This window comes from Ruegeria sp. AF3 (genome assembly GCF_056536285.1).
The window spans coordinates 1353136-1366774 of sequence record NZ_JBQFJM010000001.1 but is presented as its reverse complement, the minus strand read 5'-3'; the positions used below and the strand labels follow the sequence as shown (position 1 = coordinate 1366774).

Sequence of the window (13639 nt, the reverse complement as noted above, 5' to 3'; positions counted from 1 at the left end):
CAGTGATCAGTCCGGCCGTATCAGAGACCCGGCGCCATGTTCTGTGAACAGTTCAAGCAGAACCGCATTTGGCGCACGCCCGTCAAGTATCACGACGGCCCGAACGCCGCTGCGCAGGGCGTCGAGGGCAGTTTCGGTCTTGGGGATCATGCCGCCTGCGATGGTGCCTTCGCGGGTCATCTCGCGGATCTGGCCGGCTTTCAGCTCGGTCACCACTTCACCAGCCGCGTTCTTGACGCCCGAGACATCAGTCAGCAGCAGAAGGCGGTCAGCTTTCAATGCCGAGGCAATCGCCCCGGCTGCTGTATCGCCGTTCACGTTGAACGTTTCACCCTCACGGCCCGCACCCAGCGGGGCGATTACCGGGATCACATCATGTGAGAACAGATCATGCAGGATTTTCGGGTTCATCTCGGCAGGGGTGCCGACATAACCCAGCGACGCATCCGTCTGGTCGCAGATCATCAGGTTTGCATCCTTGCCCGACAAACCCACGGCCGAACCGCCCTGACCATTGATCGCCTGAACGATGCGCTTGTTCACCAGGCCAGACAGAACCATCTCGACAACTTCGACGGTTGCCGTGTCGGTCACGCGCTTGCCGTTCACAAAGTCGGACTGGATATTCAGCTTGTCCAGCATCGCGTTGATCATCGGACCACCGCCATGCACAACGACGGGGTTCACGCCGACCTGACGCATCAAGACGACATCGCGCGCAAAGCTCTCCATCGCCTCGTCACTGCCCATGGCGTGCCCGCCCAGCTTGATGACGACGATGGCTCCATCATAGCGCTGCAGATAGGGCAATGCGCTGTTCAGGGTTGCTGCGGTGGCGATCCAGTCCCGGTTCATGTCACGTGTCTTCATTGCTAAGGTCCCTCTGACCGTCCGTGTTAGGGCCTTTGCACCGCGCTGCCAAGGGCGAAGCTATTCCAGATGTGCAATGATCGAGCGCAGGGTCGGAATCCCGTCGCCTTTTTCGGACGAAGTCAGGACGATTTCCGGGAATGCTGCGGGATGTTTGGACAAGGCCGCGCGGGTTTGCTCCAGAACCTTTTCGCGCTCGTTGGCCTTGACCTTGTCAGCCTTGGTGAGAACGCATTGAAAGGTCACGGCACTGGTATCCAGCAATTTCATGATTTCAGCGTCGACCGGTTTTACCCCGTGTCGCGCGTCGATCAGGACAAAGGCACGGCGCAGTGTCTGACGACCGCTCAGGTATTGCTTGAGAAGCTTCTGCCATTTTTCCACCACGTTAACCGGTGCATTCGCATACCCATAGCCCGGCAGGTCCACCAGATAGAGGTCGGGGCCTTGCGTGAAGAAGTTGATTTCTTGCGTGCGGCCAGGTGTGTTCGAGGCACGCGCCAGACCCTTGGTTCCGGTTAGCGCGTTGATCAGGCTGGATTTGCCGACATTCGAGCGTCCGGCAAAGCAAACCTCCAACCGGTCAGGGGCGGGCAGGCCCGTCATGGCGACCACGCCTTTGATAAATTCAGACGGGCCGGCAAACAGTTTGCGACCGCGTTCTTTGGCGAAGTCATCCGGCTCTTCAGCCAGCGGAAACGGAAGCGTGGTCATAGCAACTCCAGCGTATCATTCAGACGGATTTCACCACCCTGAACAACTTCTGCATAAACACCGAAATCCTGATGATCCCAGCTGTTCAGCGCGCCCAAAGTATCCGCGTCGCGTTCGCCGGTTTCCGGATTTGCGGTCGTGGCCAGACAGCGGGTGATACGCTCGCGAACCCGGAGTACGGTTTCGCCAATGCGAAGGTCACGGCCCAGCCAGTCGAATTCATCCCACTCAGGCAGGCCTTCGAACCAGATGTTTCCACGCCACCGCGCCGCAGACAAAGACTGGCCCAGCTTTTGTTCAACAGCGCGATGAGAGGCCATGTTGCACAGGCTGATTGACGGGAAATCGGTATCGGTCATGCCGCGCCCGGGCACCCGGACAATTCGGGCAGACGCAGCGCGGTCTATAGGCATAAGCGGCTTTACCCAATCCAGGAAAACCGATTGCTCCGTGTCGGGGTGAAAGCTCAGATCCGGGCGGTCCGGGTGGTGCAAAGTGACCTGGTCGCCGTCCAGTTTCGCCCAAATTGCCATCAGCTTGGGAGCTTTTGAACCGCGGCTGAAATTCACACACGGGGCCCATTCCGTTCCGTCGGTCTTGGTCGCTTCATGGGCAACCGCCCAAACGCGATCCCCGGGCATGGTCTGCCCGGGGTTGAGGGTAATCAGGCTCAGGGCTTCACGCCCATGGCTTTTGATCGGGTGACGCCAAAGGCCTGAAACAGTTCCGCTCATTTCTTGTCCGTGTTCGGCAATCGCTTAAATCCGGATTTGATGTTTCCGAATACGTCCGGCGAATAGCCCTGACTGCGCATGATCAGATACTGTTGGGTAAAGGTGATCGTGTTGTTCGCAATCCAGTACACGACCAGACCGCTGGCAAAGCCGCCCAGCATGAACATGAAGACCCAGGGCATCCACGCGAAGATCATCGCTTGTGTGGCATCGGTTGGTGCCGGGTTCAGTTTCTGTTGCAGCCACATCGAGATCCCCAGCAGCAGCGGCAGAATACCGATAAAGATCAGCGCCATCAGGGTATCCGGTTGCGGGCCGGCCCAGGGCAGCAAGCCAAAGAGGTTCATGATCGAGGTCGGGTCAGGTGCGCTCAGGTCCTGGAAGGGGCCAAACCACGGTGCCTGACGCAGTTCGATTGTGACGAAGATCACCTTGTACAGTGAAAAGAAGATCGGGATCTGCAACAGGATCGGCAAACAACCGGCAGCGGGGTTCACCTTTTCCTTCTTGTACAGCTCCATCATGCCCTGCTGCATCTTTTGGCGGTCGTCGCCCGCGGCTTCTTTCAGGGCTTCCATCTGCGGTTGCAGTTCCTTCATCTTCGCCATCGAGACGTAGGACTTGAAGGCCAGCGGGAACAGGATTGCCTTGATGATCAGCGTCAGGCCAATAATGGACCAACCCATGTTGCCGATCAGCGCATGAATGTTGTGCAGCAGCCAGAAAATCGGCTTGGTCAGGAAGAAGAACCAGCCCCAGTCGATACTGTCGATGAATTTCTGCACACCGTCAGCCTGGTATTCGCGGATGGTCTCCCATTCCTTTGCGCCAGCAAACAGCTGCGTTGTCACCTGCTCGGTTGTTCCCGGTGCCACGGTCAGCGTCGGAAGTACCGTTTCTGTCTGGTAAATCTTGCGACGCGAGTCGTATTTGGCAGCCGCCTTGAAAGCAGAACCGGGTTCCGGGATCAGCGTGGTCATCCAGAAATGATCGGTGAACCCGATCCAGCCGTTTTCCTTGACCTGGAATACCTCGGCCTGCGCGCGTTCGTCCGGATCGATATCGAAATCACGAACGTCGCCATAATCAACTTCGGTCAGAGTGCCGTCGGCCATACCGATCACACCTTCATGCAGAATGAAGAAGTTTTTCAGGTCCGGCAGGTCGCCGTCTTCGCCAATGCCGTGGCGCGCAAGAATGCCATAAGGTGCCAGTCCAACTTCGGTTCCGGTGGCGTTTTCGACAGATTGCGTGACCGTGAACATATAGTTCTCGTCAACCGCAATGGTGCGGCGGAATGTCAGTCCATTGCCGTTTTCCCAGGCCAGTGTCACAGGTGTGTCAACACCCAGGGTTTCACCCTGCTCAAGCATCCAGATGGTATTTGGTCCGGGTACGTCTGTACCGGTCAGGCCCGCGCCGGGGGCCCAACCATAGAGGGCGTAATAGGCGGATTGCGACCCGACCGGCGACAACAGCTCGACAATCGGAGAATCCTCGGCCAGTGAGACCTTGTAGTCTTTCAAAGACAGCTCGTCGATCCGACCGCCAGCAAGGGACAGGCTACCGGTCAGGCGAGGCGTGTCGATATTGATGCGGGGCGCTTCGGCCTCGGGTTCAGCTTCGGCAGCTGCCGCGGTTGCCTCTCCGACAGTGCTGTTATCGGCTGTGCTGGGCGTCTGAACCTCCCTGCCTTCGACGCTGGTTATTTCAGCCTGATCCGGCGTTATCGTTTGTTCCGGAGGGGGGAACAGCACGAACCAGACCAGGATCACGAGAAAGCTGAGCGCGGTTGCGAGGATAAGGTTCTTGTTCTGATCGTCCATCGGGGACAGCCACCTTGAGCAGTGAAAGACACCCGCAGGGTTCAACAGAGTGCAGACCCAAAGGTCAAGCGGAATCGCCCGTCATTTCGTCACGGAGGGGTCTTCTTTGTCACGATTTCCGGTTCCCTACCGCGTTTGCCGCCCGATTTTTGGAACTCCTTCGATCTTGTTGCGGTAAGACGAGATCCAATCCTTGGTTTTCTCAAATGGCATGGGTTTGCCGATGCCAAACCCCTGAACATGATCGCAACCCAGTTGGGCCATCAGAGCGTGTTCACCCGGTGTTTCGACACCTTCGGCCAAAGTTTCCAGATGCAAACGTTCCGCCATCATCAGAATGGCGCTGGCAAGCTGTTGCTGGCTTGGGTCCAGATCCGCTTTGGCAACAAATGACCTGTCGATCTTGATACGGGATACGTTGAACCGTTTGATAGAACCGATCGAGGCATGTCCTGTCCCGAAATCGTCCAGATCAATACAGCACCCCATTGCGGCAAGCCCGGTGACGTTGCGGGTGATGACATCGTCGGGCCGTCTGGAGAACACGGTTTCCAACACCTCGACCGCCAGCCTGTCAGGAGTCAGATCGAATTGATCCAATTCCCATTTCAGACGGTCGATCAGGCCCGGATTGCGCAGTTCGTCAGATGAGAAATTGATCCCGATGCGCGGCACCGACAGCATGGACCGATCCCATTCGCGCATTGCAGAGAAGGAATGATGCCGCATGGCCTGCCCCAGCCGGTCCATCAGTTCGGCCTGTTCGGCAAAGGGCAGGAACACATTGGGGGCAAGAACCCCTTTTTTCGGATGTTCCCAGCGGGCCAGAGCCTCAAACCCACTGATACGCCCGGTATCGGTGGAGATCTGGGGTTGAAACCACGGGCGGATTTCACCGCTGTCCAGCGCCGCCTCGAACTCTTTGCGCAAGTTGATCCTGACCTGCGCCCGTCTGCGCGTCTGAGAGGAAAAAGCGCGAATCGTGGAAGGCCCGTTTTGTTGCGCCTCCAAAAGGGCGTTATTTGCGGCTTCCTGCCATTCGATTGCCGAGCCGTCAGTGATATTGCTGCTCAGGCAAAAGCCAATGGAACAGGACATATACACGCCGGTGCCATTCAACATGATGGGGTCTTCAACGGCGTTTTGCATACGGCCCGACATCTGAATACATGCTTCCAGATCCAGTTGCCGTGCCGGGTGCAGAACAACCATCATCCTGTTTCCACCCATCCGGGTTGCGCAATCATTGGAGCGGATCATGGACAAAACGCGCGAGCAGAATTGCTGTGCAACGTGGTTTGCCGCCGCCTGTCCGTGCAGATCAAGCAATTGCGTGAAGTCATCCAGAACCACCGCGAAACAGGCCGAGTTTTCCCCCTTCAGGCGGGCGTCGGCAAATACCTTCTCCAAAACTGTTTCAAACTGGTCCTTTGACAGCAGACCGCCGGGGCGCCAAAGCCCTTTACGCGACGGATTGGCTGCGAATGCATTGATGCCTGCGACGATCAGAGGCAAAATCAGGGCCAGTGCAACCAGGGCCTGTTCACCCCCAATCCAAAACGCACTCAGACAAAGCGCAGGAACAAAGGCCAGCGCGGCTGGGCCGCCCAGAACGGTTTTCAACGAATGGACAAAACGGTCGGTAAGGGGATGGTTCCGCATCAGCTTTCTGGCCTTGGGCATGATCTGCACAAGGCAAAGCCTATGAAACCAGTCTAAGTCAGTCGTTAACGCAGAAGCGGAATCTCTTCTAAGTTCCCAGATTTTTCGTCGGAATTTAGTGAAAGGTTAATGAAATCAAACAGCTTTCCATCCAGAAGGTGCGATGGCCGCGCGTTTGTTAACGCTCGGAACATAACCTGTCGCCGACCCGGGCTGTTCTTTTCCCATTGATCCAGAATCTGTTTGACCTGCTGGCGCTGCAACCCATCCTGACTGCCGCACAGGTCACAGGGAATGATCGGGTATTGCATCGCCTTTGCAAATTTCTCGCAATCGGCTTCGGCGACATGGGCGAGCGGGCGGAATACAAAAAGATCGCCTTCTTCGTTCACCAGTTTCGGTGGCATCGTGGCCAGGCGGCCGCCGTGGAACAGGTTCATGAAAAACGTCTCAAGGATATCGTCGCGGTGATGCCCCAGAACGACCGCCGAGCACCCTTCCTCGCGCGCGATGCGATAGAGGTTGCCACGGCGCAAACGGGAACACAGGGCGCAATAGGTCCGGCCCTGCGGAACCTTGTCCATCACAACGGAATATGTGTCCTGATATTCGATCCGATGCGGCACGTCCATTCGACCCAGAAACTCGGGCAGGACCGTCGCCGGAAAGCCCGGCTGGCCCTGATCCAGATTGCAGGCCAGCAGATCGACAGGCAACAGGCCCCGCCACTTGAGCTCGTAGAGAACGGCCAGCAATGTATAGCTGTCCTTGCCACCCGAAAGACAGACCAGCCAGCGGGGAGGCTTGCCATCCTTGTCGTGGGCGGACGGATCCACCATCCCGTATTGCTCGATCGCTTCACGGGTCTGGCGCACAATGCGTTTACGCAGCTTCTTGAACTCGGTTGTCGAGGGCGCGCCGGCAAACAGCGGGTGGATATCGTCTGCATCATCAAACATGCGCCGTGGTTACAGCGGACCGAAGGCCCGGGCAAGGCGTAGAAGCTGGATCAACCGCATTTGGAGAGTAGTTACACCCGTGTTACCCTGCGCGTATTTTTCAGGAGGTATATTATGGACTATTTCTTTTCCGTCCGCGCCCGAAGCGGCGATCACTATTCAAACAAGATGGGCGCCGCGCGATATCTGGCTATTCCGGGGAATGTCGGGCAACCGGCACGGCAGCATGAAATACCGCAATCTCAATGGATAAGCCGGATTCAGGCCGAAGCCGGGGCGACGGCTACCGAGAACGGGCATATTGTTGTCTTCGTGCACGGGTTCAATACCGAGCAATACCAGATGCTGGAACGTCACCGCAAAATTCGCACCGGTCTTGAGATGCATGGCTTTAACGGTGTGGTCATCAGTTATGACTGGCCAAGCGATGGATCTGTTCTGGGCTATAACGTTGACCGGGCTGACGCGCGGCGTGCGGCTGAGAAATTGTTCAGTCACGGGATCACGCGGCTGTCCCGCATGCAGACTGCGGATTGCCGGTACAACGTCCATGTTCTGGCACATTCCATGGGCACGTTCTTGGTGCGCGAAGCCATGGATTATGCCGATGACGACCACGAAACCGCGCAACACAGCTGGATGACCAGCCAGATCGCGTTTGTCGCGGCGGATGTATCCGCGAAATCGTTCCGCGATGGCAGTTCCAAGACGTCCTCTCTGATGCGACGTTGTACTAGGCTGACATGCTATTACAGCCCGTTTGACGAGGTTTTGTCGATTTCAGAGGTTAAGCGTGTCGGAGTATCGCGCCGACTGGGCCGTGTCGGAATGCCAAACGACCGGCCCGAGAAAGCGGTTAATCTGTATTGCGGGTCTTATTTCAAAAATACCCGCGATGAATACGGGGACGGGCCTTCCGCGACACACAACTGGTATTTTGACTCGCCCCGGTTTTTCGAAGACTTGCACCATACATTGATGGGAAAACTGGACCGAGAGGTCATTCCGACCCGCAGCTTCACCGACCGCGGCAATCTGGCGTTGATTTAAGGGTCTGTATTGTCGGGCACCGGATCGTAACCGTCACTGCCCCAGGGATGGCACCGGCATATCCGGTGCGCAGCCAGCCATGATCCCCGGATCGCGCCATGTTTTTCCAATGCTTCCAGCGCATAGGCCGAGCATGTGGGCTGATAGCGGCAATTGAAACCAACCCAGGGGCTGAAAATCAGCCGGTACGCGCGAACGGGCAGGGCGACGATATGGGACAGGAAGGTCATTTGTGGCCCGCATGCACTTTGCGAAGCGCATACCGCAAGTCGCTCAGCAGGACGTCATAAGGGAGATCGGCGGTTACATCAGCCCGCCCGATCAGCACATAGTCCCATCCCTCAAGACCGGACACAGGCAAGACCGCCCGTGCGACTTCTCTCAGGCGGCGCTTGGCACGATTGCGGGCCACGGCATTTCCGACTTTCTTTGAGCAGGTAAAGCCAACGCGCAGCCCGACCGCTTCATCCGGAGCGCGTCGGCGGGCCTGCACCATCATCGAAGACGTTCCCTGTCTGCGCGCGCGCGCGGCTTTCAGGAAATCGGCTCTTTTTTTTAGGATCGTCAGAGATGTGGGTAGACAAACAGAAGCCGCCGGGGGCGTATTCCCGGGGTGGTTCTTACCATCCTCAGGGGCCTCCGGCGGCATCATGTTCATACCCTGATCAGTGGGCGGTTTTACGCGCTCAGCGATTTGCGGCCGCGGGCGCGGCGCGCATTCAGGATCTTGCGGCCGGCTTTTGTGGCCATGCGCGCGCGGAAACCGTGGCGGCGTTTGCGAACCAGGTTCGAAGGCTGATAGGTGCGTTTCATCGCTCCGTCTCCAATCTATAGCGGTCGGGTGCGGCGCGGATTCGCCTGGCCCTAGTGTTCGAAGCCCGTCCTCTACTGCCAAGCGAAGTGTAAGTCAAACCCCAACGGTCCGGTTTTCGCGGCTTTTGCAACAATTCTGTAAACCGATTGCTGAAAAGATTTCAAATCGGTCGATTATCGTCTGAAACTGTCACGTTCGCGGCCGCATAGATCAAGGCCCCGTGAACCCCCTGTTGCCAAAAGCGCATGCAGCGCATGTTGGGCGTAAGATGAAACAAGAAGAACCGGAAGACCAGATGTCCGAAACAAGCCACGTTCCACGAAACGGGTTGGCGCGCCAAATCCCTTTGCTGGTGATTCTCGGTGTCGCCGCGGTGGGGTTTTTCACGCTGGGTGATTACCTGACTTTCGAAACCCTGCGCGACAACCGCGAAGCGTTGCTGGCGTGGCGGGACGCAAACTATTGGGCCATGGTGGCCGGGTTCGTTGCCGTCTATATCGTGATCGTCGCGTTTTCGCTGCCCGGGGCAGCTGTCGCCTCGATGACCGGTGGGTTCCTGTTTGGACTGTTTGCCGGAACGGTGTTCAATGTATTTTCGGCCACTATAGGCGCATCGGCCATCTTTTTGGCCGCCCGCTGGGGGTTGGGCAATGCATTGACGGCCCGGTTGGATGCCTCAAAGGGGACGATTGGGAAGCTGAAGGACAGGTTGCGCGAGAACGAAATCTCGGTGCTGTTCCTGCTGCGGCTTGTCCCGGTTGTGCCGTTCTTTGTGGCCAATCTGGTGCCTGCGCTGGTGGGCGTCAAATTTCGCAATTTTCTGATCACGACGGCGCTGGGCATTATCCCGGGGGGTATCGTTTACACCTGGATCGGCGTTGGGCTGGGCGGTGTGTTCGACCGTGGTGAAACACCGGACGTTTCTTTGTTGTGGGAACCCTTCGTTATTGGCCCCATTGTCGGCTTGTGTGTGCTGGCTGCTTTGCCGATTGTCATCAAGTCCCTGCGTGGCGGAAAGGACGCCTGACCCATGCAACACCTCAAGACAGATATCCTGGTCATTGGGGCCGGGTCCGGAGGGTTGTCGGTTGCGGCCGGTGCCATCCAGATGGGTGCGAAGGTGATCCTTCTGGAAGGGCACAAGATGGGCGGCGACTGCCTGAACTTCGGCTGCGTCCCGTCGAAAGCGCTGATTGCAAGCGGCAAAGCGGCCTTTGGTCAGGCGCATTCCGGCCCGTTTGGCGTGGCCGACGTAAACCCTCGGATCGACTATGCGGCGGCGAAGGATCATGTGCGGGATGTGATTGCCCAAATCGAACCGATGGACAGCCAGGAACGCTTCGAAGGTTTGGGTGTCAAGGTGATCCGCGAGTTCGGCAGCTTTATCTCCCCGACCAAGGTGCAGGCCGGAGATCATGTCATCACCGCGCGCCGGATCGTGATTGCAACCGGGTCGTCGCCAATGGTTCCGCCGATCCCGGGACTGGACACAGTGCCTTATCAAACAAATGAAACCATCTTCGACCTGCGCGAGCGTCCGGAACACTTGCTGATCATTGGCGGTGGTCCGGTGGGTATGGAAATGGCGCAGGCTCATGTCCGGTTGGGCAGCAAGGTAACAGTTGTTGAAGGGCAGAAGGCATTGGGCAAAGACGACCCCGAGGCCGCGTCCGTGGTGCTGGAGGCTTTGCGCGGCGAAGGTGTTATGGTCCACGAAAATGCCGTGGTGGCCCAGATTCGCGGAAGGGAAGGCGTTGTGGAAATCGTGACCGAGAATGGCGATATTCACAGGGGCTCTCACCTTTTGATCGCCGTAGGGCGCAAAGCCAATATCGAGCGTCTGAACTTGGCCGCGGCAGGAATTGACCGCACCCGAACCGGGATCAAGACGGATGACAGCTTGCGGACGTCAAACCGCCGGGTCTATGCGATTGGCGATGTCTTGGGGGGGCTGCAATTCACCCATGTAGCCGGGTATCATGCGGGTATCATCATTCGATCCGCCTTGTTCGGCCTGCCCGCTAGGGCGAAAACGGCGCATATCCCATGGGCAACGTTCACCGATCCTGAACTGGCGCAGGTTGGTCTGACCGAAGCTCAGGCCCGCGACCGGCATGGCGACAGGGTGCAGGTTGCGCGCTTTGATTATCACCACAATGACCGCGCTTTGGCCGAGCGCAAAACCAAAGGGTTCATAAAGGTCATGGTGGTGAAGGGCAGGCCAGTCGGCGCCACGATTGTGGGCCATCAGGCGGGCGAGTTGATCAACATGTGGTCGCTGGCTTTGGCCAATAATCTGAAGATGGGGCAGATCGCTGCTATGGTTTCACCCTATCCGACAATCGGAGAGCTTAACAAACGCGTTGCTGGCGCTTATTTCTCTCCAAGGCTGTTTGAGAATCAGACAGTTAAACGTGTGGTCAGGTTCGTCCAGCGCTGGATTCCCTGACCTGAAGAGGAGCGTATTTTGAACTCGCTGTCGGGCCGATTTCTGATCCTGACGACGGTCTTCGTTATGTTGGCCGAAATCTTGATCTTTGTCCCGTCGATTGCCCGGTTCCGCGAGGATTTCCTGCTAAACCGTCTGGAACGCGCCCAGATCGCATCGCTGGCGTTGTTGGCTGACGATATGCTGGCCGAAGATCTTGAGGCAGAACTGCTGGCGAATGCCGGTGTCTACAACGTTGTGTTGCGTCGGGATGAAGTCCGCCAACTCATGCTGTCGTCACCAATTCCCGAGGCAATCACCAAAACATTCGATCTACGGGATGCCGGTCCGTGGATTTTGATCCGGGACGCGGTGAGCCGGATATTCATACCCGAAAATGAAGTCATCCGTATCATTGGCGAGCCGGTCAAGGGCGCGGGGTTGCTGATTGAGGTTACGATCGACAGCGCCCCCCTGCGTATGGCGATGGTTGACTACGGCCTGCGCATTCTGGGGCTGTCCTTTGTCATCTCAATCATCACGGCGTCTTTACTGTTCCTTGCGGTGCGCGTGGTTCTTGTTCGCCCAATCAAAAGCGTAGTGGGATATATGCAGCGCTATGCCAGCGCACCCGAGGATGCGCGCGGCATCATCTCGCCGAATTCCAGAGTGACGGAATTGCGCGAGGCCGAAGAAGCGCTGAAGATGTTGCAAACGGAACTGACGCAGGCGCTCAAACAGCGCGAGCGGCTGGCGCAACTGGGTGGGGCGGTTGCAAAGGTCAGTCATGACCTGCGTAACATCCTGACATCGGCGCAGCTGTTCACGGACAGGATCGAATCCAGTGATGACCCGCTGGTCCGGCGAATGGCTCCGAAGTTAGTGAATTCGATCACCCGTGCTGTATCGCTGTGTGAAAGCACATTGGCATTCGGCCGTGCAGAAGAACCTGCGCCCACTTTGACGATGGTGCCCCTACGGACAATTGCGGCTGACGTCGCCACCAGCGAACAGCTGGCAGTCGCAGGGGGCTGCGTCGAGATCGTGAACGAAGTGCCTGAAGATCTGATCGCCCGCGCCGACCCTGAGCAGTTGTTTCGTGTCATCATGAACCTCGTGCGTAACGCAAGACAGGCGTTGGAAGCTTCGGGTCAACCGGGGCATATCACTATTGCCGGGTGTGAATATCAGGACGCATGGTGTCTTGAAATTCGCGACACCGGGCCGGGTCTTCTGCCAAAAGCACGTGAAAACCTGTTCACACCGTTTCAGGGTGGGGTCCGCAAAGGAGGCTCTGGCCTGGGCCTTGCAATCTCTCAGGAACTGGTGCGCGGGCATGGCGGTAACCTGACACTGAAAGAGACCGGGCCCGAAGGAACGATCTTTGAAATAAGGCTTCCGCGCGGAGACATGACTTTTTGATTTTTTTTTGAAGAATCGGCTTGCACGTCTTTGACCACAGGTCTAAACAGCGCCTCACCAACGCGGACCGATAGCTCAGCTGGATAGAGTACTTGACTACGAATCAAGGGGTCGGGGGTTCGAATCCTCCTCGGTCCGCCACTTGGTACTGAAAACATTGACGAAATTCCGATCAACGTTTTCCTGCCCCTGATCTGCCACTAAATTCGAAACGCTTGCCGGTTTACCCCTGCGATGCCGAGTGAGTCCGAATGTCGCACCCCACCCCCCGGCCTCACCCGGACGCCGCACGGTTTTGTTTATACCCCACGCATACCAAGCGCGGGGTATCTGGACTTTTTGACTGATAGGTCAGGTGAGATATGGCCACTCCCGCGCGGCTACAAACTCGTTACGCCAAGAGTACATCAGCTGCTTGGCCATTTGGCGCACTTAGCACGAAAGACCGCTTTGAAGTCCACGCAGACACCCGATCCATTCCGATGATTATCCGCAATGCGGACTTTGCAGCCATCCGCATTCTTGCTCTAAAGGACCACAATCAGCCCAAAGCGGACCTTCATCACTAAGCTTTGCAATCTCTGAGATGCGGGACGAAGCTGACTTTTCAGGTCCGGCTATGCGTTCCTTTCCTAGCAATAAATTTCGTAGTCTCTATCATGCTGGTTTTGCCCCACTGTCGAAGGAAACAACATGTTGCGTTCAATGCTTATCCCCGCAGTTCTCTTTGCGCCTCATTGTCTGACTGCTGCAGAGAAAGTGTCGGCAACGAACTTCTATGTCGTCAACCAAGAGCAAATTTCCGCGGGCGAGGACGTGTTCTGGAAAGAGGACAACTATGGGACTTATACCGTTGACGAGGGACCAATCGATCCTGGTTTTGTCCGGTGCGTGGGCTCGGGTTTCGGCGGACCCAGCGGTGTCAGCGGCGGTGGCGTCTGTGTTTATGGTGAAGAAGAGGACACGTTCACCATGAGATGGGAGGTTGTTGCCTTCGGCGTCAACAACTGGCGGATTGTTTCCTCCACCGGCAAATATTCGGGGATGACTGGAAGTGGAACGACCAAAACACGTGTGGCGTCAAAACTCCTGGCGCTACCGCACCGTATTTCTGACTGGGAAGGCGAGGTTGCCTTGCCCGCTAGGGATTGAAACTCGAA

At 57.1% G+C, this 13639-nt stretch carries 14 protein-coding genes and 1 tRNA gene; 6 read left to right on the top strand and 9 right to left on the bottom strand.

The window, feature by feature from the left end; translation table 11 throughout:
- Positions 1 to 6: 6 nt before the first annotated feature.
- The 6 genes from argB to ttcA form a co-directional block, all read right to left on the bottom strand.
- Positions 7 to 870, bottom strand: a complete 864-nt coding sequence (gene argB / locus ACR3FC_RS06860; RefSeq protein WP_480474030.1) for an acetylglutamate kinase — start codon at positions 868 to 870, stop codon at positions 7 to 9.
- A gap of 60 nt (positions 871 to 930) precedes the next feature.
- Positions 931 to 1584: a ribosome biogenesis GTP-binding protein YihA/YsxC gene (yihA, locus tag ACR3FC_RS06855; RefSeq protein ID WP_480474029.1), complete on the bottom strand. Its 654-nt coding sequence runs from the start codon at positions 1582 to 1584 to the stop codon at positions 931 to 933.
- Complete coding sequence (locus ACR3FC_RS06850; RefSeq protein WP_480474028.1) at positions 1581 to 2318, bottom strand: MOSC domain-containing protein; 738 nt, start codon at positions 2316 to 2318, stop codon at positions 1581 to 1583. Before ACR3FC_RS06850 ends, yihA begins: the two co-directional genes overlap by 4 nt.
- On the bottom strand, positions 2315 to 4144 hold the full coding sequence (gene yidC / locus ACR3FC_RS06845) for a membrane protein insertase YidC (protein ID WP_480474027.1): 1830 nt from the start codon (positions 4142 to 4144) through the stop codon (positions 2315 to 2317). Before yidC ends, ACR3FC_RS06850 begins: the two co-directional genes overlap by 4 nt.
- Before the next feature lie 126 nt (positions 4145 to 4270).
- Positions 4271 to 5827: a putative bifunctional diguanylate cyclase/phosphodiesterase gene (locus tag ACR3FC_RS06840; RefSeq protein WP_480474026.1), complete on the bottom strand. Its 1557-nt coding sequence runs from the start codon at positions 5825 to 5827 to the stop codon at positions 4271 to 4273.
- A gap of 44 nt (positions 5828 to 5871) precedes the next feature.
- Complete coding sequence (gene ttcA, locus ACR3FC_RS06835; RefSeq protein ID WP_480474025.1) at positions 5872 to 6765, bottom strand: tRNA 2-thiocytidine(32) synthetase TtcA; 894 nt, start codon at positions 6763 to 6765, stop codon at positions 5872 to 5874.
- Between the two features lie 114 nt (positions 6766 to 6879).
- On the opposite strand from ttcA, the gene ACR3FC_RS06830 reads away from it, so the two are divergent.
- Positions 6880 to 7815 carry an alpha/beta fold hydrolase gene (locus tag ACR3FC_RS06830; RefSeq protein ID WP_480474024.1) on the top strand — a complete coding sequence of 312 codons (936 nt, stop codon included), beginning with the start codon at positions 6880 to 6882 and terminating at the stop codon, positions 7813 to 7815.
- On the opposite strand, the gene yidD is transcribed toward ACR3FC_RS06830, so the two are convergent.
- Genes yidD through rpmH form a run of 3 tightly spaced genes read right to left on the bottom strand, consistent with a single transcriptional unit; the run spans position 7812 to position 8628 of the window.
- Complete coding sequence (gene yidD, locus ACR3FC_RS06825) at positions 7812 to 8045, bottom strand: membrane protein insertion efficiency factor YidD (protein ID WP_480474022.1); 234 nt, start codon at positions 8043 to 8045, stop codon at positions 7812 to 7814. The genes ACR3FC_RS06830 and yidD overlap by 4 nt on opposite strands.
- A complete protein-coding gene (rnpA, locus tag ACR3FC_RS06820; RefSeq protein ID WP_480474021.1) occupies positions 8042 to 8467 on the bottom strand; it encodes a ribonuclease P protein component in 426 nt (141 codons plus the stop codon). The genes yidD and rnpA overlap by 4 nt, the downstream gene beginning before the upstream one ends.
- Positions 8468 to 8493: 26 nt before the next feature.
- Positions 8494 to 8628, bottom strand: a complete 135-nt coding sequence (gene rpmH / locus ACR3FC_RS06815) for a 50S ribosomal protein L34 (RefSeq protein WP_005980833.1) — start codon at positions 8626 to 8628, stop codon at positions 8494 to 8496.
- A 296-nt stretch (positions 8629 to 8924) separates the two neighbouring features.
- Between rpmH and ACR3FC_RS06810 the strand changes: the two genes are divergently transcribed.
- The 5 genes from ACR3FC_RS06810 (at position 8925) to ACR3FC_RS06790 (ending at position 13631) form a co-directional block, all read left to right on the top strand.
- The gene (locus ACR3FC_RS06810) at positions 8925 to 9656 is read left to right on the top strand and encodes a TVP38/TMEM64 family protein (protein WP_480476831.1); all 732 of its coding nucleotides are present in this window, start codon (positions 8925 to 8927) and stop codon (positions 9654 to 9656) included.
- A 3-nt stretch (positions 9657 to 9659) separates the two neighbouring features.
- Positions 9660 to 11078 (top strand): dihydrolipoyl dehydrogenase family protein, encoded by a 1419-nt coding sequence (locus ACR3FC_RS06805; RefSeq protein ID WP_480474020.1) that lies wholly within the window; start codon positions 9660 to 9662, stop codon positions 11076 to 11078.
- A 15-nt stretch (positions 11079 to 11093) separates the two neighbouring features.
- Positions 11094 to 12479: an ATP-binding protein gene (locus ACR3FC_RS06800; RefSeq protein ID WP_480476829.1), complete on the top strand. Its 1386-nt coding sequence runs from the start codon at positions 11094 to 11096 to the stop codon at positions 12477 to 12479.
- A gap of 64 nt (positions 12480 to 12543) precedes the next feature.
- Positions 12544 to 12620: transfer RNA gene (locus ACR3FC_RS06795), tRNA-Arg, on the top strand.
- A 552-nt stretch (positions 12621 to 13172) separates the two neighbouring features.
- Positions 13173 to 13631 carry a hypothetical protein gene (locus ACR3FC_RS06790; protein WP_480474019.1) on the top strand — a complete coding sequence of 153 codons (459 nt, stop codon included), beginning with the start codon at positions 13173 to 13175 and terminating at the stop codon, positions 13629 to 13631.
- Positions 13632 to 13639: the final 8 nt, after the last annotated feature.

Coding starts and splice junctions, on each gene's coding strand:
- argB (WP_480474030.1), bottom strand. CDS start 870: ATGAAGACACGTGACATGAACCGGGACTGGATCGCCACCGCAGCAACC.
- yihA (WP_480474029.1), bottom strand. CDS start 1,584: ATGACCACGCTTCCGTTTCCGCTGGCTGAAGAGCCGGATGACTTCGCC.
- ACR3FC_RS06850 (WP_480474028.1), bottom strand. CDS start 2,318: ATGAGCGGAACTGTTTCAGGCCTTTGGCGTCACCCGATCAAAAGCCAT.
- yidC (WP_480474027.1), bottom strand. CDS start 4,144: ATGGACGATCAGAACAAGAACCTTATCCTCGCAACCGCGCTCAGCTTT.
- ACR3FC_RS06840 (WP_480474026.1), bottom strand. CDS start 5,827: ATGCCCAAGGCCAGAAAGCTGATGCGGAACCATCCCCTTACCGACCGT.
- ttcA (WP_480474025.1), bottom strand. CDS start 6,765: ATGTTTGATGATGCAGACGATATCCACCCGCTGTTTGCCGGCGCGCCC.
- ACR3FC_RS06830 (WP_480474024.1), top strand. CDS start 6,880: ATGGACTATTTCTTTTCCGTCCGCGCCCGAAGCGGCGATCACTATTCA.
- yidD (WP_480474022.1), bottom strand. CDS start 8,045: ATGACCTTCCTGTCCCATATCGTCGCCCTGCCCGTTCGCGCGTACCGG.
- rnpA (WP_480474021.1), bottom strand. CDS start 8,467: ATGATGCCGCCGGAGGCCCCTGAGGATGGTAAGAACCACCCCGGGAAT.
- rpmH (WP_005980833.1), bottom strand. CDS start 8,628: ATGAAACGCACCTATCAGCCTTCGAACCTGGTTCGCAAACGCCGCCAC.
- ACR3FC_RS06810 (WP_480476831.1), top strand. CDS start 8,925: ATGTCCGAAACAAGCCACGTTCCACGAAACGGGTTGGCGCGCCAAATC.
- ACR3FC_RS06805 (WP_480474020.1), top strand. CDS start 9,660: ATGCAACACCTCAAGACAGATATCCTGGTCATTGGGGCCGGGTCCGGA.
- ACR3FC_RS06790 (WP_480474019.1), top strand. CDS start 13,173: ATGTTGCGTTCAATGCTTATCCCCGCAGTTCTCTTTGCGCCTCATTGT.